Below are 23,768 nucleotides of genomic sequence, written 5' to 3'. Positions count from 1 at the left end.
ATTCATCAAACAAGTTTAATGAGTCTACAATCGTTTTCAGATTATTTATTATTAGAAAAAGCATACTCTAAGCATACTGTATTAGCTTATGCAAGAGATATTGATAATTTTCAAGATTTTTTGAATAAGCATCACGATTCAGAAAATGTATCTCAGGTAGGGTATTCTGAATTAAGGCAGTGGATTGTAGAGCTCGTAGATCGCAAAATTTCTAATCGAACGATTAATAGAAAAATATCATCGCTAAATAGTTATTATAAATTCTTACTAAAAACGGAAGATATTGATGTCAATCCTCTAAAAAAACATAAAGCCTTAAAAGTCGGGAAGAAGGTTCAGCTGCCATTTTCAGAACAAGAATTAAAATTGGTGTTAGAAGACACTATTATTATCGATGATTTTGAAAGCGCGAGAAATCACTTAATTATTGAATTATTTTATGCCACCGGAATTAGACGTATAGAACTTGTAGACCTAAAGTTGTCAGATATCAATAATGGCAATGATCAGATAAAAGTAGTCGGTAAACGCAACAAAGAGCGTTATATTCCTTTGATCGGTTCCATAACTATATCATTAAAACGTTATTTAAGTTATAGAAGCGAATTGACTAATATAGAAGATAGGGAGGCTTTGTTTTTAACTAAAAAAGGTCTTAAAATTTACGAAAAGCTTGTTTACAGAATAATAAATAAGTATTTTAGTATGGCGTCTACGAAAGCAAAATGCAGCCCTCATGTATTAAGACATTCGTTTGCAACGCACTTACTAAATAAAGGTGCAGATTTAAACGCAATAAAGGAACTTCTTGGACATACTAGTTTGGCAGCAACGCAAGTCTATACGCATAATAGTATTGCCGAATTAAAAAAAGTTCATACTAAGGCACATCCAAGAAATCAAAGTTAAGCCTAGCTTAATTTATACAAATCCGTGTTAGATAAAACCATCTAACGCTAATGTTTAATTAAAAATAAACTAAATGAAAGTAAACACCCAATCCGTAAATTTCACAGCAGATAGCAAGTTAATAGAGTTTATTCAGAAACGAATGGACAAACTAGATATGTTCTATGATAAAATTATTCAGTCAGATGTATATCTGAAAGTTGAAAATACAAGCGATAAAGAGAATAAAATCTTTGAAGTTAAGCTAAGTGTACCAGGAGATAGCTTCGTAGTAAAGAAACAATGTAAATCTTTTGAAGAAGGTGCAGATGCCGCAATTGCCTCATTAGGAAGGCAAATTAAAAAGCGAAAAGAAAAATTAAGGGCGCATAGTTAAATTTTTTTTAAAAAATGTTTTGAATAGTAAAATAAAGTCTTACATTTGCAGTCCGTTAGAAATAGCGGACTTTTTTATACTCTCTTTTAGAAGATGAAAAAGTAAAAAAAGCCGATGTAGCTCAGCTGGCTAGAGCAGCTGATTTGTAATCAGCAGGTCGTGGGTTCGAGTCCCTCCATCGGCTCTTTAAGAGTTTGGTTTTTAATTAAACGAACACTTAATGTTTTTTGAAATATTGATATTAAGTTTTGGGGAGATACTCAAGCGGCCAACGAGGGCAGACTGTAAATCTGCTGACTACGTCTTCGCAGGTTCGAATCCTGCTCTCCCCACAAAATATTTTTTACAGTTAGTTAATCAAAGGTTGGTTTTTGAAAAAGCTAAAGGTTGAGGGTTAATCAACACGTATAGTGAAGTGATTAATGTTGAAATATTGAAAACCATTAATTAAGTAAGATTAATTAAGAAATGCGAGAGTAGCTCAGTTGGTAGAGCGTCAGCCTTCCAAGCTGAATGTCGCCGGTTCGAACCCGGTCTCTCGCTCTAAAATTTGCGAATTAAGACGCGTGATTTTCACTTCGTAAATCTAACCAATCGGTAATCGTAAATGAAATGCCGGTGTAGCTCAGGGGTAGAGCGTTTCCTTGGTAAGGAAGAGGTCACGAGTTCAATTCTCGTCATTGGCTCTTTTTTCTAAGATACATTTAGAATAACAATTGAACACTAATAATATAATAAGATTAAAATAAATTAAACATGGCAAAGGCAACTTTCGATCGTTCAAAACCGCACTTAAACATAGGTACTATTGGACACGTAGATCACGGTAAAACAACTTTAACTGCTGCTATTACTAAAGTATTAGCTGATGCAGGTTATTCTGAAGCAAGATCATTTGATCAAATTGATAATGCACCAGAAGAAAAAGAAAGAGGTATTACAATTAATACTTCACACGTAGAATATGCAACTTTAAATCGTCACTACGCGCACGTTGACTGTCCAGGTCACGCGGATTACGTAAAGAACATGGTTACTGGTGCTGCTCAAATGGATGGTGCTATTTTAGTTGTTGCTGCAACTGATGGTCCTATGCCACAAACTCGTGAGCATATCTTACTTGGTCGTCAGGTAGGTATTCCTCGTATGGTTGTATTCATGAATAAAGTGGATATGGTTGATGATGAAGAGTTATTAGAGTTAGTTGAAATGGAAATCAGAGATTTATTATCATTCTACGAATATGATGGTGATAATGGTCCTGTAGTAGCAGGTTCTGCTTTAGGTGCACTTAACGGTGAGCAAAAGTGGGTTGATACTGTATTAGAGTTAATGAAAGAAGTTGATGCTTGGATTGAAGAGCCAGTTCGTGATATGGACAAGCCTTTCTTAATGCCAATCGAAGATGTATTCTCTATTACTGGTCGTGGTACTGTTGCAACTGGTCGTATTGAAACTGGTGTAGCTAACACAGGTGATCCTGTTGAGATTATTGGTATGGGTGCTGAGAAATTAACATCTACTATAACTGGTATTGAAATGTTCCGTCAAATATTAGATAGAGGTGAAGCTGGTGATAATGCTGGTATCCTATTAAGAGGTATTGAGAAGTCTCAAATCTCTAGAGGTATGGTAATTACTAAGCCAGGTTCTGTAACACCACACTCTAAATTTAAAGCTGAGGTTTACGTTCTTAAGAAAGAAGAAGGTGGTCGTCATACACCATTCCATAATAACTACCGTCCACAGTTTTACGTTCGTACAACTGACGTAACTGGAAACATTATGCTTCCTGATGGAGTTGAAATGGTAATGCCAGGAGATAACTTAACAATTACTGTTGAGTTGATTCAACCAATTGCAATGAACGTAGGTTTACGTTTCGCTATCCGTGAAGGTGGTAGAACAGTTGGTGCTGGACAGGTTACTGAGATTTTAGACTAATCTATATAGTTAAAATATTTAATTAAGGTGTCTCGATAATTCGGGACGCCTTGATTATTGTTTACGGGTTTAGCTCAGTTGGTAGAGCACTGGTCTCCAAAACCAGGTGTCGTGAGTTCGAGTCTCTCAACCCGTGCAAAAAGTATAAATGGATTATTTTTTTAATCCTTAATAAACGTAATAATCAAATGGCAGGATTAATAACATATATAAAGGAATCGTTTGGAGAGTTAAAGAACAACGTGTCTTGGACACCATGGCCAGAAGCTCAAAAATTAGCAGTGATTGTTGCTGTGTTTTCAATTATTTTTTCATTAGCCATTTGGGGAGTTGATACTGTTTTTAGTAGAGCAGTAAAAGCTTATTTTGAAATGATTCACTAACAATTATACAAGAAGAGAGTATGTCTGATAAAAAATGGTATGTTGTTAGAGCGGTAAGCGGTCAAGAAAACAAAATTAAAACTTATATTGAAAATGAAATTTCAAGATTAGGTTTAGAAGATTTTGTTGATCAAGTTTTAGTCCCAACCGAAAAAGTAATTCAAATACGTAACGGAAAAAAAATAAACAAAGAGAAGGTTTATTTTCCAGGTTACATTATGGTTCAAGCCAATTTAAGTGGTGAAATTCCTCACATTATTAAATCGATTACAAATGTCATCGGTTTCTTAGGTGAAACAAAAGGAGGTGATCCTGTGCCGTTAAGACAGTCTGAAGTAAACAGAATGTTAGGTAAAGTGGATGAATTGTCTGTAGAAGCAGATGCTAATGTAGCAATTCCGTTTACAAAAGGTGAAACTGTTAAAGTTATCGATGGTCCATTCAATGGTTTTGATGGTACGATCGAGAAAATTAATGAAGAAAAGCGTAAGCTTGAAGTGATGGTTAAGATTTTTGGAAGAAAAACGCCATTAGAGTTAAGCTATATGCAAGTAGAAAAAGTTTAATAATTGTTACATAAAGAGCGTATTATCTATGCTTCCAATATAGATAAGCGTAATAAACATTAAGAAATGGCAAAAGAAATAGACAAAGTAGTTAAGCTACAAGTTCGGGGAGGTGCTGCGAATCCATCGCCACCGGTAGGACCCGCTTTAGGTGCCGCTGGAGTTAATATCATGGAGTTCTGTAAGCAGTTTAATGCTAGAACACAAGATAAACAAGGTAAAGTTTTACCTGTGGCAATCTCTGTTTACAAAGACAAATCATTTGACTTTGTAATCAAGACACCACCAGCAGCAGTACAATTATTAGAAGCGGCCAAAGTAAAGAAAGGATCAGGAGAACCAAACCGACGTAAAGTAGCAAAAGTAACTTGGGATCAAGTAAAAGCGATTGCTGAAGACAAGATGGTAGATTTAAATGCCTTTGAAATCGGATCAGCTATGAAAATGGTTGCCGGTACAGCAAGATCGATGGGTATCACTGTTAAAGGAGGAGAAGCTCCAAACTAAATTTTTAGAAATGGCAAGATTAACAAAGAAGCAAAAAGAAGCAAGAGCAAAGGTTGATAATAACAAGATTTACTCTTTAGAAGAAGCTTCAGCTTTACTAAAAGAAATTACATACACAAAGTTTGATGCTTCTATTGATTTAGCAATCAGATTAGGTGTAGATCCGCGTAAAGCCAATCAAATGGTTCGTGGTGTAGTTTCATTACCACACGGTACAGGTAAAGATATGAAGGTTCTTGCACTTGTAACTCCAGATAAAGAAGAAGAGGCTAAAGCAGCTGGCGCGGATTATGTTGGGTTAGATGAATACTTACAGAAAATTAAAGATGGTTGGACAGATGTTGACGTTATCGTTACTATGCCAAGCATTATGGGTAAGTTAGGACCATTAGGTAGAGTATTAGGACCAAGAGGTCTTATGCCTAACCCTAAGACAGGAACAGTAACTATGGATGTAGCTAAAGCAGTTGCAGAAGTAAAAGCTGGTAAGATAGATTTTAAAGTAGATAAAACAGGTATCGTACATGCACCAATAGGGAAAGCATCGTTTGATACTGATAAAATTATTGGGAATGCTCAAGAATTATTATCTACAATTATGAAATTAAAGCCAACCGCTTCAAAGGGTGTTTATGTAAAGAGCATTTATATGTCTAGTACTATGAGCCCAAGTATAGCAGTTGATACAAAAATAGGATAGTAGTTAAACTTAGAATATTATGACAAGAGAAGAAAAATCCCAAGTAATTGAAGAGTTGACTGCTCAATTAGCAGATAATTCAAATATCTATTTAACAGATATTTCGGGATTAAATGCTGTAGCAACTTCAAACTTAAGAAGAGCATGTTTCAAAGCTAACATCAAATTAGCAGTTGTAAAGAATACACTTTTAGAGAAAGCTATGGAAGCGTCGGATAGAGAATTCGGTGACTTACCTACAACTTTAAAAGGAAATACATCAGTAATGTATTCTGAAACAGGTAACGGTCCAGCCAAAGTAATCAAGGAATTCCGTAAAAAATCTGAAAAGCCTTTATTAAAAGGAGCATTTATTGAGGAGACGGTTTACATTGGCGACGATTTATTAGATACTTTAGTTGATATTAAGTCTAGAGAAGAACTTATTGGCGAAATAGTAGGCTTATTACAGTCTCCTGCTAAGAACGTTATCTCAGCACTTAAATCAAGTGGAGGAACTATTGCAGGGATCGTTAAAACATTATCCGAAAGAGAAGGATAATTTTAGAATTACACACATAGAAAATTATATTATAACACACATTATTAAACAATAGAAAAATGGCAGATTTAAAAGATTTCGCAGAACAATTAGTTAACTTAACAGTAAAAGAAGTTAACGAATTAGCAACAATATTAAAAGATGAGTACGGTATCGAGCCTGCTGCTGCTGCAGTAGCTATGGCTGGTCCAGCTGCAGGTGCAGAAGCTGCTGAAGAGCAAACTGAATTTGATGTTATCTTAAAAGCAGCAGGTGCTTCTAAGTTAGCTGTTGTAAAATTAGTTAAAGAATTAACTGGTTTAGGTTTAAAAGAAGCTAAAGGATTAGTTGATGATGCACCAAGCCCAATTAAGGAAGGTGTAACAAAAGACGAAGCAGAAGCTTTAAAATCTCAATTAGAAGAGGCTGGAGCTGAAGTTGAGCTTAAGTAAGCTTACTCATTTAACACTACAAGGTTTAGGTCTGGAGTCGTACTCTAAGACCTAAACCCTTTTGTGTATATAAACGTTATATACATTTTTTAGTTTTTATTTTAATAAAATCTCGTTCATCAATGTTAGCAAAAAAGGCTGAAAGAATTAATTTCTCTTCTATTGTAAATAGGACAGATTACCCAGACTTTTTGGATATCCAAATTAAATCCTTCCAGGATTTTTTCCAATTAGAAACAAAGTCAGAAGAAAGAGGTACAGAAGGTTTATACAATACCTTCATGGAGAACTTCCCAATCACAGACACGCGTAATCAATTCGTACTAGAATTTTTAGATTACTTTATCGATCCACCTAGATATTCTATAGAAGAATGTATTGAAAGAGGATTAACATACAGTGTGCCTTTAAAAGCAAGATTGAAATTGTATTGTACGGATCCAGAGCATGAGGATTTCGAAACAATCGTTCAAGATGTATATTTAGGTACTATTCCATACATGACTCCAAGCGGTACATTTTGTATTAATGGTGCAGAGCGTGTTGTAGTTTCTCAATTGCATAGATCACCTGGTGTATTCTTTAGCCAGTCTTTCCATGCTAATGGAACAAAATTATATTCTGCTAGAGTTATTCCTTTTAAAGGATCTTGGATAGAATTTGCCACAGATATCAATCAAGTAATGTATGCTTACATTGATAGAAAGAAAAAATTACCAGTTACGACGCTTTTCCGTGCTATCGGTTTTGAGCGTGATAAAGATATTTTAGAGATTTTTGACCTTGCTGAAGAAGTAAAGGTTTCAAAATCTGGATTAAAGAAAGTTATCGGTCGTAAATTAGCTGCTCGTGTATTGAATACATGGCACGAAGATTTCGTTGATGAAGATACAGGTGAAGTTGTATCTATTGAGCGTAACGAAATTGTATTAGATCGTGATACAATTATAGACAAAGACAATATTGAAGAAATTCTTGAAGCAGATGTAAAAACGATTCTTTTACATAAAGAAAGCGCGCAACAAGGAGATTACGCAATTATTCATAATACATTACAGAAGGATCCAACAAACTCTGAAAAAGAAGCTGTTGAACACATTTACCGTCAACTGCGTAATGCTGAGCCGCCAGATGAAGAGACTGCACGTGGTATTATTGACAAATTATTCTTCTCTGACCAACGTTACTCATTAGGTGAAGTAGGTCGTTATAGAATGAACAAGAAATTACAGTTAGATATTGGAATGGACAAACAAGTTTTGACCAAATTAGATATCATAACTATTATAAAATATTTAATTGAACTTATCAACTCAAAAGCAGAGATTGATGATATCGATCACTTATCTAACCGTCGTGTACGTACAGTAGGTGAACAATTATCTTCTCAGTTTGGTGTTGGTTTAGCACGTATGGCACGTACTATTCGTGAACGTATGAACGTTCGTGATAATGAAGTGTTTACTCCTATTGATTTAATTAATGCGAAGACTTTATCGTCTGTAATTAATTCTTTCTTTGGAACAAATCAGTTATCTCAATTTATGGATCAAACGAATCCTCTTGCAGAGATTACGCATAAGCGTCGTCTTTCAGCATTAGGACCAGGTGGTTTATCTAGAGAAAGAGCCGGTTTCGAAGTACGTGATGTTCACTATACACACTACGGTCGTTTATGTCCTATTGAAACACCAGAAGGACCAAACATTGGTTTAATTTCTTCTTTATCTTGTTTCGCGAAAGTGAATGCTATGGGATTCATTGAAACTCCATATCGTAAAGTTGACAATGGTGTTGTAGATATTAAGAATACTCCTATATACTTAAGTGCAGAAGAGGAAGAGGATATGTTGATTGCTCAGGCAACGATTAAAGTTGATGAAGATGGAAAGATATTAGCAGATAAAATTATTTCTCGTCAAGAAGGAGATTTTCCTGTTATTGAGCCAACAAGTGTTAACTATACCGATGTTGCACCAAACCAAATTGCATCGATTTCAGCGTCATTAATTCCGTTCTTGGAACATGATGATGCCAACCGTGCATTGATGGGGTCTAACATGATGCGTCAGGCTGTACCATTATTACGTCCTGAAGCACCAATTGTAGGTACTGGTTTAGAGCGTCAAGTAGCGTCAGATTCAAGAGTATTAATTAATGCGGAAGGAGCTGGTACTGTAGAGTATGTAGATGCTCAAAAAGTTACTATTAGATACGAACGCACTGAAGAAGCTGCAATGGTTAGCTTTGAGAGTGATACTAAAACGTATCCATTAGTGAAATTCAGAAAAACGAATCAAGGGACGTCTATTAACTTAAAGCCAATCGTTGAGAAAGGTGATAAAGTTGAAAAAGGACAAGTACTTTGTGAAGGTTATGCTACTGAAAATGGAGAATTAGCACTTGGTAGAAATATGAAAGTGGCCTTTATGCCTTGGAAAGGGTATAACTTTGAGGATGCTATTGTAATTTCAGAAAAAGTTGTTAGAGAAGATGTTTTTACATCTATCCATATTGATGAATATTCTTTAGAGGTTAGAGATACAAAATTAGGTAACGAAGAGTTAACTAATGATATTCCTAATGTTTCTGAAGAAGCAACCAAAGATTTAGATGAAAATGGTATGATTCGCATTGGTGCGGAAATCAAACCAGGTGATATCTTAATCGGTAAAATTACGCCTAAAGGGGAGTCAGATCCTACACCTGAAGAAAAACTTTTAAGAGCAATCTTCGGTGATAAAGCAGGTGATGTTAAAGATGCTTCTTTAAAAGCGTCTCCATCGCTTCATGGTGTTGTTATTGATAAAAAATTATTTGCTAGAGCCGTTAAAGATAAACGTAAGAGAGCACAAGATAAAGAAGATATCGAAAAGCTAGAAGATGCTTACGATAATAGATTCGATGATCTTAAAAATGTTCTTGTTGATAAATTATTCAACATCGTTAATGGTAAAACAGCTCAAGGTATCTATAATGATTTAGGAGAAGAAATTATTCCTAAAGGTAAGAAGTATACATTAAAAATGTTAAATGCTGTAGATGATTATACGCACTTAACATCAGGAAAATGGACTACTGATGATCATACAAATGAACTTGTTGCAGATTTAATCCATAACTATAAGATTAAGGAAAATGATCTTCAAGGCTCTTTAAGACGTGAGAAGTTTACAATCTCTGTTGGAGATGAATTACCTGCAGGTATCATTAAGTTAGCTAAAGTTTATATTGCTAAAAAACGTAAACTAAAAGTTGGTGATAAAATGGCAGGTCGTCACGGTAACAAAGGTATTGTTGCTCGTATCGTTCGTCAAGAAGATATGCCATTCTTAGAAGATGGAACTCCTGTTGATATTGTATTAAATCCACTTGGTGTACCGTCTCGTATGAATATTGGTCAGATATATGAAACCGTTTTAGGTTGGGCAGGTAAAGATTTAGGTAAAAAGTATGCGACTCCAATTTTTGATGGTGCTACTTTAGATCAAATTAATGCTTACACAGATGAAGCTGGTATTCCAAGATTTGGACATACATATCTTTATGATGGTGGAACAGGTGATCGTTTTGATCAACCAGCAACAGTTGGTGTGATTTATATGATTAAACTTGGTCACATGATTGATGATAAAATGCACGCACGTTCAATAGGACCATACTCATTAATTACACAACAACCATTAGGTGGTAAAGCACAATTTGGTGGTCAACGTTTTGGTGAGATGGAAGTATGGGCACTTGAGGCATATGGAGCATCAAGCACACTACGTGAGATCCTTACTGTAAAATCAGATGATGTTATTGGTAGAGCTAAAACTTACGAAGCAATCGTTAAGGGAGAGCCAATGCCAGAACCAGGACTTCCAGAATCGTTCAACGTACTTATGCACGAATTGAAAGGTTTAGGATTAGATATTAGATTAGAAGAATAATGTAAGGGCAACTTTCGAGTTGCCCATACATAACAAAAAATAACATGGCAAGAAGACAAGATAAAAATACAGTGCAGAAATTTAACAAAATTTCTATTGGTTTAGCGTCACCTGAGTCTGTTTTAGGAGCGTCTCGTGGTGAGGTATTAAAGCCAGAAACTATTAATTATCGAACACACAAACCAGAAAGAGATGGTTTGTTCTGTGAGCGTATTTTTGGTCCTGTGAAGGATTTTGAATGTGCTTGTGGTAAATATAAAAGAATCCGTTACAAAGGTATTGTTTGTGACCGTTGTGGTGTAGAAGTAACAGAAAAGAAAGTACGTAGAGATAGAGTAGGGCACATTAATTTAGTGGTACCTGTTGCGCATATCTGGTACTTCCGTTCGTTACCAAATAAAATAGGTTACCTTCTTGGATTACCATCTAAGAAATTAGATATGATTATCTATTATGAGCGTTACGTGGTTATTCAACCAGGTATTGCCATTAATGCAGAAGGAGAACCAGTTCAAAAAATGGATTTCTTAACTGAAGAAGAATATCTAAATATTTTAGAATCTCTTCAAAAAGAAAACCAATACTTAGACGATACAGATCCTAACAAATTCATCGCTAAGATGGGTGCTGAGTGTCTTATCGATTTATTAGCGCGTATTGATTTAGATCAATTATCTTACGATTTAAGACATAAAGCTAATAATGAAACATCTAAGCAACGTAAAACAGAAGCTTTAAAACGTTTACAAGTTGTTGAAGCGTTTAGAGATTCGAACTTAAACAGAGAAAACAGACCAGAATGGATGATCATGAAGGCTGTTCCTGTAATTCCACCAGAATTAAGACCTTTAGTGCCTTTAGATGGTGGTCGTTTTGCGACTTCAGATTTAAATGATTTATACCGTCGTGTCATTATCCGTAACAACCGTCTTAAGAGATTAGTTGAGATAAAAGCACCAGAAGTTATTTTACGTAATGAAAAACGTATGTTACAAGAATCAGTAGATTCATTGTTTGATAACACACGTAAATCATCTGCAGTAAAAACAGATTCTAACAGACCATTAAAATCATTATCAGATTCACTTAAAGGTAAGCAAGGACGTTTCCGTCAAAACTTACTTGGTAAGCGTGTGGATTATTCAGCACGTTCTGTAATTGTTGTTGGACCAGAATTGAGATTATTCGAATGTGGTTTACCAAAAGATATGGCTGCTGAGCTTTACAAGCCTTTTGTTATTAGAAAACTAATTGAAAGAGGAATTGTAAAAACTGTAAAATCTGCGAAGAAAATTATAGATAGAAAAGAGCCTGTAGTTTGGGATATCTTAGAGAATGTTTTAAAAGGACATCCAGTTCTTTTAAACCGTGCTCCTACGTTACACAGACTTGGTATACAAGCATTCCAACCGAAACTTATTGAAGGTAAAGCAATTCAATTACACCCATTAGTGTGTACTGCATTTAATGCCGATTTCGATGGTGACCAGATGGCTGTGCATTTACCATTAGGGCCAGAAGCTATTTTAGAATGTCAACTTTTAATGTTGGCTTCACATAATATATTGAACCCTGCAAATGGTTCGCCAGTAACTGTACCTTCTCAGGATATGGTACTTGGTTTATATTATATGACTAAGCTGCGTGTAACGGATGAAACTTATACTGTAAAAGGTGAAGGTTTAACGTTCTATTCTCCAGAAGAAGTAAATATTGCTTATAATGAGAGAAAAGTTGACTTAAATGCTGGTATTAAAGTAAGAACAAAAGACTTTAATGACGAAGGAGAGTTAACTACTCAAATTATTGAAACTACAGTTGGTCGTGTATTATTTAATGAACATGTACCTGAAGCTGCTGGTTATATAAATGAGGTTTTAACGAAGAAATCCTTAAGAGAAATTATTCACGGTATTCTTAAAAAGACAAGTGTACCTGAAACAGCTGATTTCTTGGATGCTATTAAAACTCAAGGTTATAAGTTTGCATTCCAAGGTGGATTATCATTTAGTTTAGGTGATATTATTATTCCAAAGGAGAAGCAAGGTATGATTGATGCTGCTAACAAGCAGGTTGATGGTATTATGGGTAACTATAACATGGGACTTATTACTAACAACGAACGTTATAACCAAGTTATTGATATCTGGACGTCTACAAATGCTGAATTGACTGAATTGTCAATGAAGCGTATTCGTGAAGATCAACAAGGATTTAACTCGGTGTTTATGATGCTTGATTCTGGTGCAAGGGGTTCTAAAGAACAGATTCGTCAGTTAACAGGTATGCGTGGATTAATGGCTAAGCCTAAGAAATCTAATGCAGGTGGTGGTGAAATTATTGAAAATCCAATTCTTTCTAACTTTAAGGAAGGACTTTCTATTTTAGAATACTTTATTTCTACACACGGTGCACGTAAAGGACTTGCGGATACGGCTCTTAAAACTGCCGATGCAGGTTACTTAACACGTCGTTTGGTAGATGTGTCACAAGATGTAATCGTTTACGAAGAGGATTGTGGTACATTAAGAGGAATTGAAGTTTCTGCTCTTAAGAAAAATGAAGAAATCGTTGAAAGCTTAGAAAATAGAATCGTTGGTAGAACTTCTCTTAATGATGTATATAACCCATTAACCGAAGAATTATTAGTAGAAGCAGGCGGTCATATTAATGATGCAATAGCTAAGAAAATTGGAAACTCTCCATTAGATTCTATAGAAGTGCGTTCTCCGTTAACTTGTGAAGCTAAGAAAGGTATTTGTGTTAAATGTTATGGACGTAACCTTGCTACTGGGAAATTAGTACAAAGAGGTGAAGCTGTAGGTGTAGTTGCTGCCCAATCTATTGGTGAACCAGGTACACAGTTAACATTACGTACATTCCACGTAGGTGGTATTGCAGGTAACATTTCTGAAGATAATAAGTTAACTGTTAAGTTTGATGGTATCGCAGAAATTGAAGATTTAAAAACTGTTAAGTCTAAAGATAATGAAGGTAAGGAGGTTGATGTAGTAATCTCTAGAACCTCAGAATTGAAGTTAATGGATGCTAAAACAGGAATTGTTTTAAGTACAAATAATATTCCTTACGGTTCATTTATTTATGTGAAACCAGGTGATAAACTGAAGAAAGATGATGTTGTTTGTTCTTGGGATCCATATAACGGTGTAATTATATCTGAATTTGCTGGTCAAGTGAAGTATGAAAACATCGAACAAGGTATCACTTACCAAGTAGAGATTGATGAACAAACAGGTTTCCAAGAGAAAGTAATTTCTGAATCTAGAAACAAGAAGTTAATCCCAACCTTATTAATTGTAGATAAGAAAGGTGAAACCATCCGTTCATACAACTTACCAGTTGGCGCACACATTATGATTGATGATGGCGACGCTATTGATATCGGTAAGATTTTGGTTAAGATACCTCGTAAATCTGCAAAAGCGGGTGATATTACAGGTGGTCTTCCTCGAGTAACAGAATTGTTTGAAGCTCGTAACCCTTCTAATCCTGCTGTTGTAAGTGAGATTGATGGTGTTGTTTCGTTCGGTAAAATTAAGCGTGGTAACCGTGAAATCATTATTGAGTCTAAATTAGGTGAGGTTAAGAAATACTTAGTTAAATTATCTAACCAGATTCTTGTTCAAGAAAATGATTACGTAAAAGCTGGTATGCCTTTATCTGATGGTTCTATAACACCAAACGATATTCTTAACATTAAAGGCCCATCTGCGGTTCAACAATACTTAGTTAATGAAGTACAAGAAGTATATCGTTTACAAGGTGTGAAGATTAATGATAAGCACTTCGAAGTTGTTGTAAGACAAATGATGCGTAAAGTTAGAATCATTGATTCTGGTGATACTATTTTCTTAGAAAACCAATTGGTTCATAAATCTGACTTCATTGAAGAAAATGATAAAATTTTCGGAATGAAAGTGGTTGAAGATGCTGGTGATTCTGTGAATTTAAAATCTGGTCAAATCGTAACAGTTAGAGATTTAAGAGACGAAAACTCAAGCTTACGTAGAGAAGATAAAAATCTAGTAACCGCTAGAGATGCTAGTTCTGCGACTGCAACTCCAATATTACAAGGTATTACTAGAGCGTCATTACAAACTAAGTCGTTTATATCTGCGGCATCGTTCCAGGAAACGACTAAGGTTCTTAACGAAGCAGCGGTAAATGGTAAAGTTGATTCACTTGAAGGACTTAAAGAAAATGTAATTGTTGGTCATAGAATACCAGCAGGTACAGGTGTTAGAGAATACGAAAACATCATTGTAGGTTCTAGAGAAGAGTTTAATGAAATGATGAAGGCTAAAGAAGAAATGAACTTCAACTAGTATTTGTCTTTCCTACGAAATCTGACGTTAAGAAATTCATTAATTTTGAATAATTAATCAAAGATTGCGCTAGAAATCTAAATAACAAAAAGGCCTTCAAGCATTTATTTGCATGAAGGCTTTTTGATTTAATTAAAATAAAAACAAGTTTTCAACCATTTGAAAGCATAAAATAAATTTATAATGGCAGACGAAAAAAACAATCCTAATAATAAAAAAGGACAAATTAATATTGAGCTAGATGAGAAAATAGCAGAAGGGACATACTCTAACTTGGCAATAATTAATCACTCGGTATCAGAATTTGTGGTAGATTTTGTAAGTATAATGCCAGGGACACCAAAAAGCAAAGTAAAGTCTCGGATTATCTTAACGCCTCAACACGCCAAGCGATTATTAAAAGCATTAGGCGAAAATGTAACACGCTTTGAAAAGGCACATGGTGAAATTAAAGATTACGAACAACCCCCAATTCCGTTGAATTTCGGCCCAACTGGTCAAGCTTAATTGAGAGGATTGTATTTAATATATGACTTTAGAGTGGTCGAGAAATGATTAATTATAACCATCAACTATAACCATCAACACCGTTGACTATCGGTCCAATTGGTGAAGCTTCGGTTTTAAATAGAGTTGTATTTTAAACAGAAAAACCTTTGAATTTAACATTCAAAGGTTTTTTTTATTTAATTTTTGAAGTCTAAGCTACTTCCTTTTTATTCAAGTGATATTTTAAAGCACCAGACGGGCATTTGTTTATCTGTTTAATAATAACATCAGTTTGAGCACCCTCTAAATCTATCCAAGGAATTACAGAACTTCTAAATACATTTGAGAGTTGGTTTGCACATAATCCTGCATTAACACAACATCGAGGTGCGTAAGTAACAGTTATCTCCCGGTTAGTGAAAACGTTTTCGTTATTATCCATAATAAGTAGATTAGTTTGGGGTAATCCTAGTTTTAAGCTGTAAATAGTTAGCAAACCTAATTGAAACAAAATATAAAAACAATAATCTTCGATAAAATGTGTATTGTTTTAACATTTTATGCAGACGTTGCTACTAATTCTATTCAAATTCTGATGTCATGTGAAATATGATACTTGGGTATTTTTGCTGTGTCATTTGTAAAGAAAACATGGAATCAGCTAAAAACACAAGCTGATTTTGTTTGTCTTTAGCTAAGAAACGCTGTTTTACACGTAAGAACTCTTTAAATTCTTCGCTTTTTTTATCTTTAGTTTCAACCCAACATGCTTTATGTACATTTAAGTTCTCATAAGTACATTTAGCTCCATATTCATGCTCTAATCGGTATTGAATAACTTCATATTGTAAAGCACCAACTGTACCAATTACTTTTCGACCGTTTAAATCTAAAGTGAATAATTGCGCAACCCCTTCATCCATTAACTGATCTATACCTTTATACAGTTGTTTGGCTTTCATGGGATCCGCATTGTTAATGTACCTAAAGTGTTCTGGTGAGAAGCTTGGCACACCTTTATAATTTAATATTTCTCCTTCCGTTAGTGTATCTCCAATTTTAAAACTTCCGGTGTCCTGTAATCCAACTATATCACCAGGGTAAGAAATATCAACTATTTCTTTTTTTTCAGCAAAAAAGGCGTTAGGACTAGAGAACTTCATTTTCTTATTATGTCTTACATGCAAATAGGGAGTATTACGCTTAAATTCACCAGAAACAATCTTTATGAATGCTAATCGGTTTCTGTGATTAGGATCCATGTTTGCATGAATCTTAAAAACGAATCCACTAAATTGCGCTTCTTCTGGTTTAACTAAACGCTCTTCACTATTTTTTGATCTAGGTTTGGGTGCTATATCAACAAAACAATCTAAGAGTTCTCTTACTCCAAAATTGTTTAAAGCAGAACCAAAGAAAACAGGTTGTTGCTTACCACTTAAATAATCTTCTTTATTAAAATGGGGATAAATGCCATCTACTAACTCTATTTCTTCTCTTAATGTATTGGCTGCTTTTTCACCTACGAGTTTATCCAATTCTGGTGAGGACAAATCTGAAATTTCGATAGTTTCTTCAATATCTTTTCGATTATCTCCAGAAAATAGATTGATGTTTTTTTCCCAGATGTTGTAGATCCCTTTAAAGTCATAACCCATTCCGATAGGAAAACTTAAAGGCACAACTTTTAATCCAAGCTTTTGTTCAATTTCATCTAATAGATCAAAGGCATCTTTACCTTCTCTATCCATTTTATTGATAAAAACAATCATCGGGATATTACGCATTCTACAAACTTCTACTAACTTTTCAGTTTGCTCCTCAACACCTTTTGCTACATCAATTACAACAATAACGCTATCTACAGCAGTTAAAGTTCTAAAGGTGTCCTCAGCAAAATCTTTATGACCAGGTGTATCTAAAATATTGATTTTTATCCCGTTATATTCAAATGCTAAAACAGATGTTGCTACAGAAATACCACGCTGACGCTCAATTTCCATAAAGTCACTTGTAGCTCCTTTTTTTATTTTATTACTTTTTACGGCACCTGCTTCTTGTATAGCACCACCAAATAAAAGTAGTTTTTCTGTTAAAGTTGTCTTTCCTGCATCAGGGTGAGAGATAATCCCAAATGTTCTCCTTCTATTAATCTCCTCTAAAAAGCTCATAAATAGTTTTAAAAATCGAGTGCAAATATAGGTGTATAAATATAGAAAACGTAAAATAATTAAGTTGTAAGCGAAGAAAATAAAAAAAAATAATATTTTTTTTTGTTAAAATTAACATAAAATAAAATAGTGTAGTTTTTGTGTTATTTTATTAAAAATTAGTCTGTTACAGTAACGCAAGTTACAAATTTACCTCTTGATTCCTTTATTCTCACTAGCTGAGATGATTATTTTTAATGAATAATCGTATCAATATATTTGCGTATTTGCATTTTATCGGATATGTTTACCGTTTTATCGATATAAAGCATTGCTTATTGAGTGATGTAAAACTGAATTATACTTCAACTATATACTATATGAAAATCTTTACTCTATTCTGGTGTTCAAAAAACACTATAGTTAATCTTTATTTAAATAAAGTTTTTGATTCTCATTCAAAAATTCTCATTTTAAGTTTCTTTTTTCTTTTTAGTTTAGTAATCAATGCTCAACAAGATGTCACAGCTATCTATGGAGATCAAGGAGGGTATTTTATGTCTTCTACTACTACGCCAATAACTTCAGATGGTTCAAATAATTTAATTGGTTTTACTTCAAATGGAGTAACTTATTCTACTGGGGTTGATAATTCTATTTTAACTGTTAATAGTGTAGCTTTTACAGCTCTTGAATTTACAGCTTTTCCTGTACCTGGAAATATAACTTATACTAGTGAAGAATTAATTGGTGTTGCTTATAATTGGGATGGTAACCCACAAAATAATTCTGCTTCAGATTATATTAAAACATTCGATCCTATTATTCCTAGTTTTTTTATTCGAGATGGAATTAGCGGACTAGAACTAGGAACTAACTTTTTTAATATACAAGCTCAGGATTTTGTTTATGATAACTTACTTATTAATGCTGTATCGGGTGTTAATGATGGTATACCTGATTTAATAGCGACACAGACTGGTGCTCCATCAGGAAGTGATGTTTTTAAATTTGTTGATGATTTAGGTAATACAGTCGGAAACGCAGTTAGTGTTGGTTTTGGAGGCGTTCCTATTGTTGGAGGAATGGATTGGACTATTTATGAAGTTGATACAAGTACAGGTGCTGTTTCAGGTACATTTAATAATGGAATTAATACATATAGAGATTTAAGATTATTAACTTTTGAGCTTAATGATTTCGGAATTACTACAGATAACTTATCTCAAGCAACTAAATTTATACATAATACATCAGGAAATACTGATATTGCTTTTACAGCATTTAATAAAAATACGCTTAGTTTTAGTCCAGTTGATCTAGCTATTACTTCTAAAATAGAGACACCTTCAGATTTGTGCTCTACTAATTCTTTAGATTTTGTAACTACAGTTTATAATAATAGTGGTATTGATAGTAATGGTTTTGATGTTGATATGCCCATTGAATCAGGACTTAATTATGTTAGTAGTAGTGCTGTGTTTTCTTCTGGTATAGCTGTTGCAAGTTATAATAGTACAACAAATTTATGGAGTGTATCTGGCTTAGAAGCTGGTGAAAGTGTTGTTTTGACTGTAAATGTATCAGTCTCAACTTTATCTTTACCAATTGCATATACTAATAGTATTAGTAACATGTTACAAGATGATACTAGTACTAGTAATAATTCTATTAGTATTTCTGAAAATGATATTGATTGTGATGGTATATTTGATTCTTCTGATATTGATAACGATAATGACGGAATTCTTGATATCGTTGAGAACTCTTGTGATGCTAAATTCACTTTTAATACCGGTACAGCTGGCTGGTATTCACTAAATGATAATGATTTAAGTAAAATTGCATCAAATCCTATATCTAATTCAACTTCAACATTTACAGGGAACCACAGTTGTACCATTGATATTACAGGTTTAGCAAATACTAATATTGCAGGATTAAGTCCTGATGCAACTGATTACGCTGTAGATGCTGATATCGATACAGGATTAACATATTTAAGAAAGTCAGATTTAGGAGGTCTAAATTATGGTGGTTTAATAGGTGGAACATTTTCTTATGATCATTACAATTACAGAGCTGGTTATACGGGAGATCCTGGTTGGTTAACAACTGGATCTAAATCTGCTGTTAACGTGTATTTTTATGATACAGCAGGGAATTTTGTTAATGCAACAAGATTACTGACTTCTGCAGAACTTAATAATTGGGAAAACGGGATATGGAATTCAATTTTGATAAATATTGATGATGCTTCTTTTTCTGGAACATTAGAAGATTTGACTAATGTTTTAAACGATTTAAATGAGATAAGTATTCGTGTTGAAAATATTGGCAGCGGTCATGATGGTAATTGTTTAGATATAGAATATTTTGCTTTAGATAATGTAACTTTTTCTTCATCTTTAACAGTTTGTGATAATGACACTGATAATGATGGTATTCCTGATTATTTAGATTTAGATTCAGATAACGATGGAATATATGATGTAGATGAAGCAGGGAACACGGCATTAGATACTAATAATGATGGAGTAATAGATGCTAATGATATAGATTTTAGTGATTCAGATAATAATGGTGCTGATGATGATGCAGAAATAACAACACCTATTGATACGTTAACTGATGATAGTTACGATTTTCAAAATACGGATAGTGATGGAGATGGCTGTACAGATGCTAATGAGGCTTACGGGATTTCATCTGCTGATGGCGGAGATGATGGCCAATTTTCTGTAGATCCTGCAAGTGTAAATCCTGCAAATGGTTTAGTTACAGAGACAGGTGTTAATTATGCACTTGGTACCAATGCTAACGTAACTGACAATTTAAATTCATCAGCATGTAATGATGACGATGATGGCGATGGTAATCCAAATTCGTCCGATCCAAATACCAATATACCAACAGCTTTAGATGACTCAGCTTTTATCGGTCTTAATGGACCGAGCTATATAAATATTTTAGGTAATGATGATTATTTAGATAATATAGATATTAATAATATTGGGACAACAACTATTACAGATACAACTACAGGTACTGCTGGTGGAGCAATTACTTTCGATTCAGATACAGGTATATTAACATATACACCTTTATTAAGTGAGGTAGGTTCTGTAGTAACCGTTATTTATGAAGTTTGTAATGATTCAAATGGAGTTTCTATTTGTTCAATAGCTACGGTAACAATTACTGTAGAGCAAGATACAGACGGAGATTTAATTGGTGATTCTACGGACATAGACAGTGATAATGATGGTATTATTGATGCTGTTGAATGTGGGTTCTCAACAACTCCAGGACTTACTCTAACGGGTACAAATCCCGATTTTATTTTAACAGACGCATTAGGTAACATAATAGATAATACAATAGCTTCAGGGGGAGATTATATACCTTCTGAATTAAATATACATAATGGGAATTTTTTAGAAATTGGTTATTTAATTAATTCAGCAGTAACAGGTGATACTTTTTATTCAACAGAAACATTCAATTCAGGTGTATCAGGAATAAAAGTAAGTTTACCAACTGATCGTACGAAAAATTCAGATGTTATAATTTGGACTATAAATTGGACTGGTGGTAATGTTGGTGCTACAGGATTCGTTGTTGATAATAACCCAAGAAATGGAAGTCAGCCAAATATTTATGATCCTTCTTCAACAAGCATTACACCTGTGTTTTCAGATTCAGTTTTAACGAATGGCTACCAATTTGTATTGGATGATAATGGTGAACTTTATGAGGCTACGAGTCCTAATTTGGAAGGAACAAATTGGATTAATGATTTTGATTTTGAAATTACTTTGCCAGATGGGATTACATCTATTACAATTACAGGAACTTTAAATAATGATGGTATAGATCATGATTATGCTAGAGAATTTATAGGTGTAGATTTTTCTGATGCTACTTTCGGACCAGATTGTGATTTAGACACTGATAATGATGGTATTCCAGATTATTTAGATTTAGATTCAGATAACGATGGAATATATGATGTAGATGAAGCAGGGAACACGGCATTAGACACTAATAACGATGGAGTAATAGATGCTAATGATGCAGATTTTAGTGATTCAACTAATAATGGTGCAGATGATGATGCAGAAATAACAACACCTATCGATACGTTAACTGATGGTAGCTACGATTTTCAAAACACGGATAGCGATGGAGATGGCTGTACAGATGCTAATGAGGCTTATGTAAGCGCAACTGCATCTGGTTCAGACGGAGGACAGTTTGGTGATTCAGATCCAGCTACGGTAAATCCAGCAAATGGTTTAGTTACAGAAACAGGTGTAGATTATTCTACAGGTACCAATTCTGCTGTAATTGATGCTAATAATTCATTTGCTTGTTCAGTAGAATTAACTTTAACTAAAACTATTAGTAATGTATCTTCAGAAGGTGCATCTGGCGATTTAGATGATGTCATTAGTTATAATATAGTCGTTACTAATACTGGTAATTCAACGATAACAGATATTGATGTTGCTGATATAAATGCAGATTCAGGAAGTATTGTAGGAAGTCCGATTGCAAGTTTAGCACCAGGTGTTAGTGTAACGGTAACTGCAGAGCAGACTATTACACAAACAAATATTGATGCTGGTTTTGTGGAAAATAGTGCAAGCGCAACAGGAGATAGCCCAAGTGGAACTGATGATATTTCAGACGTTTCAGATACAGATATTGATGCTGATGGTGATTCAATTACAGATAATGAAACAGTAGATGGTCCTGATTCAGGAACAGATACAACAGACGATCCAACACGAACTGATTTAGATCAAACACCAGCATTAACTTTAACTAAAACGGTAGCCATCACAACTGATGCTTCACCAACAGGGACAAGTTTAGGCGATGTATTAACGTATACATTTAGTGTAACAAACACAGGAAACGTAACGGTAGACAATATTACTATTGCTGATGCTTTCACAGGAACAACAGGATTGGCCATTAGTCCATCAAGTTTAGTACCAGGTGCAACAGGAACAGCAACAGTAACTTATACGATTGATCAAGATGATGTAGATTTAGGATCAATCACTAACAGTGCTACCGCAACAGGCGATAGTCCAAGTGGAACAGATGATGTAAGTGATGTGAGTGATAATGGTGATGAATTAGCAGATGGTCCCGATGCAGATACGGATCCAACAAATGATCCAACAATAACACCAATTGTTCAAGATGCAGCATTAACTTTAACTAAAACGGTAGCTATCACAACTGATGCTTCACCAGCAGGGACAAGTTTAGGAGATGTATTAACGTATACGTTTAGCGTAACAAACACAGGAAACGTAACGGTAGACAATATTACTATTGCTGATGCTTTCACAGGAACAACAGGATTGGCCATTAGTCCATCAAGTTTAGTACCAGGTGCAACAGGAACAGCAACAGTAACTTATACGATTGATCAAGACGATGTAGATTTAGGATCAATCACTAACAGTGCCACCGCAACAGGCGATAGTCCAAGTGGAACAGATGATGTAAGTGATGTGAGTGATAATGGCGATGAAACAGTAGATGGTCCAGATGCAGATACGGATCCAACAAATGATCCAACAGTAACACCAATTGTTCAAGATGCAGCATTAACTTTAACTAAAACGGTAGCTATCACAACTGATGCTTCACCAACAGGGACAAGTTTAGGAGATGTATTAACGTATACGTTTAGCGTAACAAACACAGGAAACGTAACGGTAGACAATATTACTATTGCTGATGCTTTCACAGGAACAACAGGATTGGCCATTAGTCCATCAAGTTTAGTGCCAGGTGCAACAGGAACAGCAACAGTAACTTATACAATTGATCAAGACGATGTAGATTTAGGATCAATCACTAACAGTGCTACCGCAACAGGCGATAGTCCAAGTGGAACAGATGATGTAAGTGATGTGAGTGATAATGGTGATGAATTAGCAGATGGTCCCGATGCAGATACGGATCCAACAAATGATCCAACAGTAACACCAATTGTTCAAGATGCAGCATTAACTTTAACTAAAACGGTAGCCATCACAACTGATGCTTCACCAACAGGAACAAGTTTAGGGGATGTATTAACGTATACATTTAGCGTAACAAACACAGGAAACGTAACGGTAGACAATATTACTATTGCTGATGCTTTCACAGGAACAACAGGATTGGCCATTAGTCCATCAAGTTTAGTACCAGGTGCAACAGGAACAGCAACAGTAACTTATACAATTGATCAAGACGATGTAGATTTAGGATCAATCACTAACAGTGCCACCGCAACAGGCGATAGTCCAAGTGGAACAGATGATGTAAGTGATGTGAGTGATAATGGCGATGAAACAGTAGATGGTCCAGATGTAGATACGGATCCAACAAATGATCCAACAATAACACCAATTGTTCAAGATGCAGCATTAACTTTAACTAAAACGGTAGCCATCACAACTGATGCTTCACCAACAGGG

At 34.7% G+C, this 23,768-nt stretch carries 15 protein-coding genes and 5 tRNA genes; 18 read left to right on the top strand and 2 right to left on the bottom strand.

From position 1 onward, the window contains the following. The first annotated feature begins 18 nt into the window (after positions 1 to 18). From HM986_RS15835 to HM986_RS15755, 17 genes are all read left to right on the top strand, one after another. Entirely contained in the window at positions 19 to 909 is an 891-nt protein-coding gene (locus tag HM986_RS15835; RefSeq protein ID WP_179336039.1) for a tyrosine-type recombinase/integrase, read from the top strand. A gap of 73 nt (positions 910 to 982) precedes the next feature. After that, entirely contained in the window at positions 983 to 1,285 is a 303-nt protein-coding gene (gene hpf / locus HM986_RS15830; RefSeq protein ID WP_092469053.1) for a ribosome hibernation-promoting factor, HPF/YfiA family, read from the top strand. Positions 1,286 to 1,395: 110 nt separating this feature from the next. Beyond that, positions 1,396 to 1,469 (top strand) — tRNA-Thr (locus HM986_RS15825). Positions 1,470 to 1,535: 66 nt separating this feature from the next. Beyond that, a tRNA-Tyr gene (locus HM986_RS15820) sits at positions 1,536 to 1,617 on the top strand. Positions 1,618 to 1,755: 138 nt separating this feature from the next. After that, positions 1,756 to 1,828 (top strand) — tRNA-Gly (locus HM986_RS15815). A 71-nt stretch (positions 1,829 to 1,899) separates the two neighbouring features. Then, positions 1,900 to 1,971 (top strand) — tRNA-Thr (locus tag HM986_RS15810). Positions 1,972 to 2,041: 70 nt separating this feature from the next. Continuing rightward, positions 2,042 to 3,229: an elongation factor Tu gene (gene tuf / locus HM986_RS15805; protein ID WP_179336038.1), complete on the top strand. Its 1,188-nt coding sequence runs from the start codon at positions 2,042 to 2,044 to the stop codon at positions 3,227 to 3,229. Positions 3,230 to 3,292: 63 nt separating this feature from the next. Continuing rightward, positions 3,293 to 3,365 (top strand) — tRNA-Trp (locus tag HM986_RS15800). Positions 3,366 to 3,417: 52 nt separating this feature from the next. Beyond that, on the top strand, positions 3,418 to 3,612 hold the full coding sequence (gene secE / locus HM986_RS15795) for a preprotein translocase subunit SecE (protein WP_179336037.1): 195 nt from the start codon (positions 3,418 to 3,420) through the stop codon (positions 3,610 to 3,612). 20 nt (positions 3,613 to 3,632) lie between these two features. Further along, complete coding sequence (gene nusG, locus HM986_RS15790; RefSeq protein ID WP_092469059.1) at positions 3,633 to 4,178, top strand: transcription termination/antitermination protein NusG; 546 nt, start codon at positions 3,633 to 3,635, stop codon at positions 4,176 to 4,178. A gap of 66 nt (positions 4,179 to 4,244) precedes the next feature. Further along, a complete protein-coding gene (rplK, locus tag HM986_RS15785) occupies positions 4,245 to 4,685 on the top strand; it encodes a 50S ribosomal protein L11 (RefSeq protein WP_020896666.1) in 441 nt (146 codons plus the stop codon). A gap of 10 nt (positions 4,686 to 4,695) precedes the next feature. After that, positions 4,696 to 5,385 (top strand): 50S ribosomal protein L1, encoded by a 690-nt coding sequence (gene rplA / locus HM986_RS15780; protein ID WP_020896667.1) that lies wholly within the window; start codon positions 4,696 to 4,698, stop codon positions 5,383 to 5,385. Between the two features lie 19 nt (positions 5,386 to 5,404). Beyond that, positions 5,405 to 5,926, top strand: a complete 522-nt coding sequence (rplJ, locus tag HM986_RS15775) for a 50S ribosomal protein L10 (RefSeq protein WP_020896668.1) — start codon at positions 5,405 to 5,407, stop codon at positions 5,924 to 5,926. 59 nt (positions 5,927 to 5,985) lie between these two features. Further along, positions 5,986 to 6,357, top strand: coding sequence for a 50S ribosomal protein L7/L12 (gene rplL / locus HM986_RS15770; RefSeq protein ID WP_020896669.1), 372 nt, complete (start codon positions 5,986 to 5,988; stop codon positions 6,355 to 6,357). Positions 6,358 to 6,479: 122 nt separating this feature from the next. Then, the gene (gene rpoB / locus HM986_RS15765) at positions 6,480 to 10,292 is read left to right on the top strand and encodes a DNA-directed RNA polymerase subunit beta (RefSeq protein ID WP_179336036.1); all 3,813 of its coding nucleotides are present in this window, start codon (positions 6,480 to 6,482) and stop codon (positions 10,290 to 10,292) included. A gap of 44 nt (positions 10,293 to 10,336) precedes the next feature. Beyond that, a complete protein-coding gene (gene rpoC, locus HM986_RS15760) occupies positions 10,337 to 14,638 on the top strand; it encodes a DNA-directed RNA polymerase subunit beta' (protein ID WP_179336035.1) in 4,302 nt (1,433 codons plus the stop codon). 183 nt (positions 14,639 to 14,821) lie between these two features. Beyond that, positions 14,822 to 15,145 carry a DUF3467 domain-containing protein gene (locus tag HM986_RS15755; protein ID WP_020896672.1) on the top strand — a complete coding sequence of 108 codons (324 nt, stop codon included), beginning with the start codon at positions 14,822 to 14,824 and terminating at the stop codon, positions 15,143 to 15,145. A gap of 193 nt (positions 15,146 to 15,338) precedes the next feature. Here HM986_RS15755 and HM986_RS15750 read toward each other — a convergent pair whose 3' ends face one another. Together HM986_RS15750 and HM986_RS15745 are read right to left on the bottom strand one after the other, a co-directional pair. Further along, a complete protein-coding gene (locus HM986_RS15750) occupies positions 15,339 to 15,569 on the bottom strand; it encodes a (4Fe-4S)-binding protein (protein ID WP_179336034.1) in 231 nt (76 codons plus the stop codon). Positions 15,570 to 15,708: 139 nt separating this feature from the next. Next, entirely contained in the window at positions 15,709 to 17,298 is a 1,590-nt protein-coding gene (locus HM986_RS15745; protein WP_179336033.1) for a peptide chain release factor 3, read from the bottom strand. A gap of 359 nt (positions 17,299 to 17,657) precedes the next feature. Here HM986_RS15745 and HM986_RS15740 point away from each other — a divergent pair. Then, a partial coding sequence (locus HM986_RS15740) for a DUF7507 domain-containing protein (RefSeq protein ID WP_449441499.1) occupies positions 17,658 to 23,768 on the top strand: 6,111 nt, incomplete at its 3' end.

Origin of the sequence: Winogradskyella costae, assembly GCF_013403865.1 — a bacterium.
Taxonomy (GTDB): domain Bacteria; phylum Bacteroidota; class Bacteroidia; order Flavobacteriales; family Flavobacteriaceae; genus Winogradskyella; species Winogradskyella costae.
The sequence above is the reverse complement of the archived record's forward strand: the minus strand, read 5'-3'. Positions and strand labels throughout refer to the sequence as shown.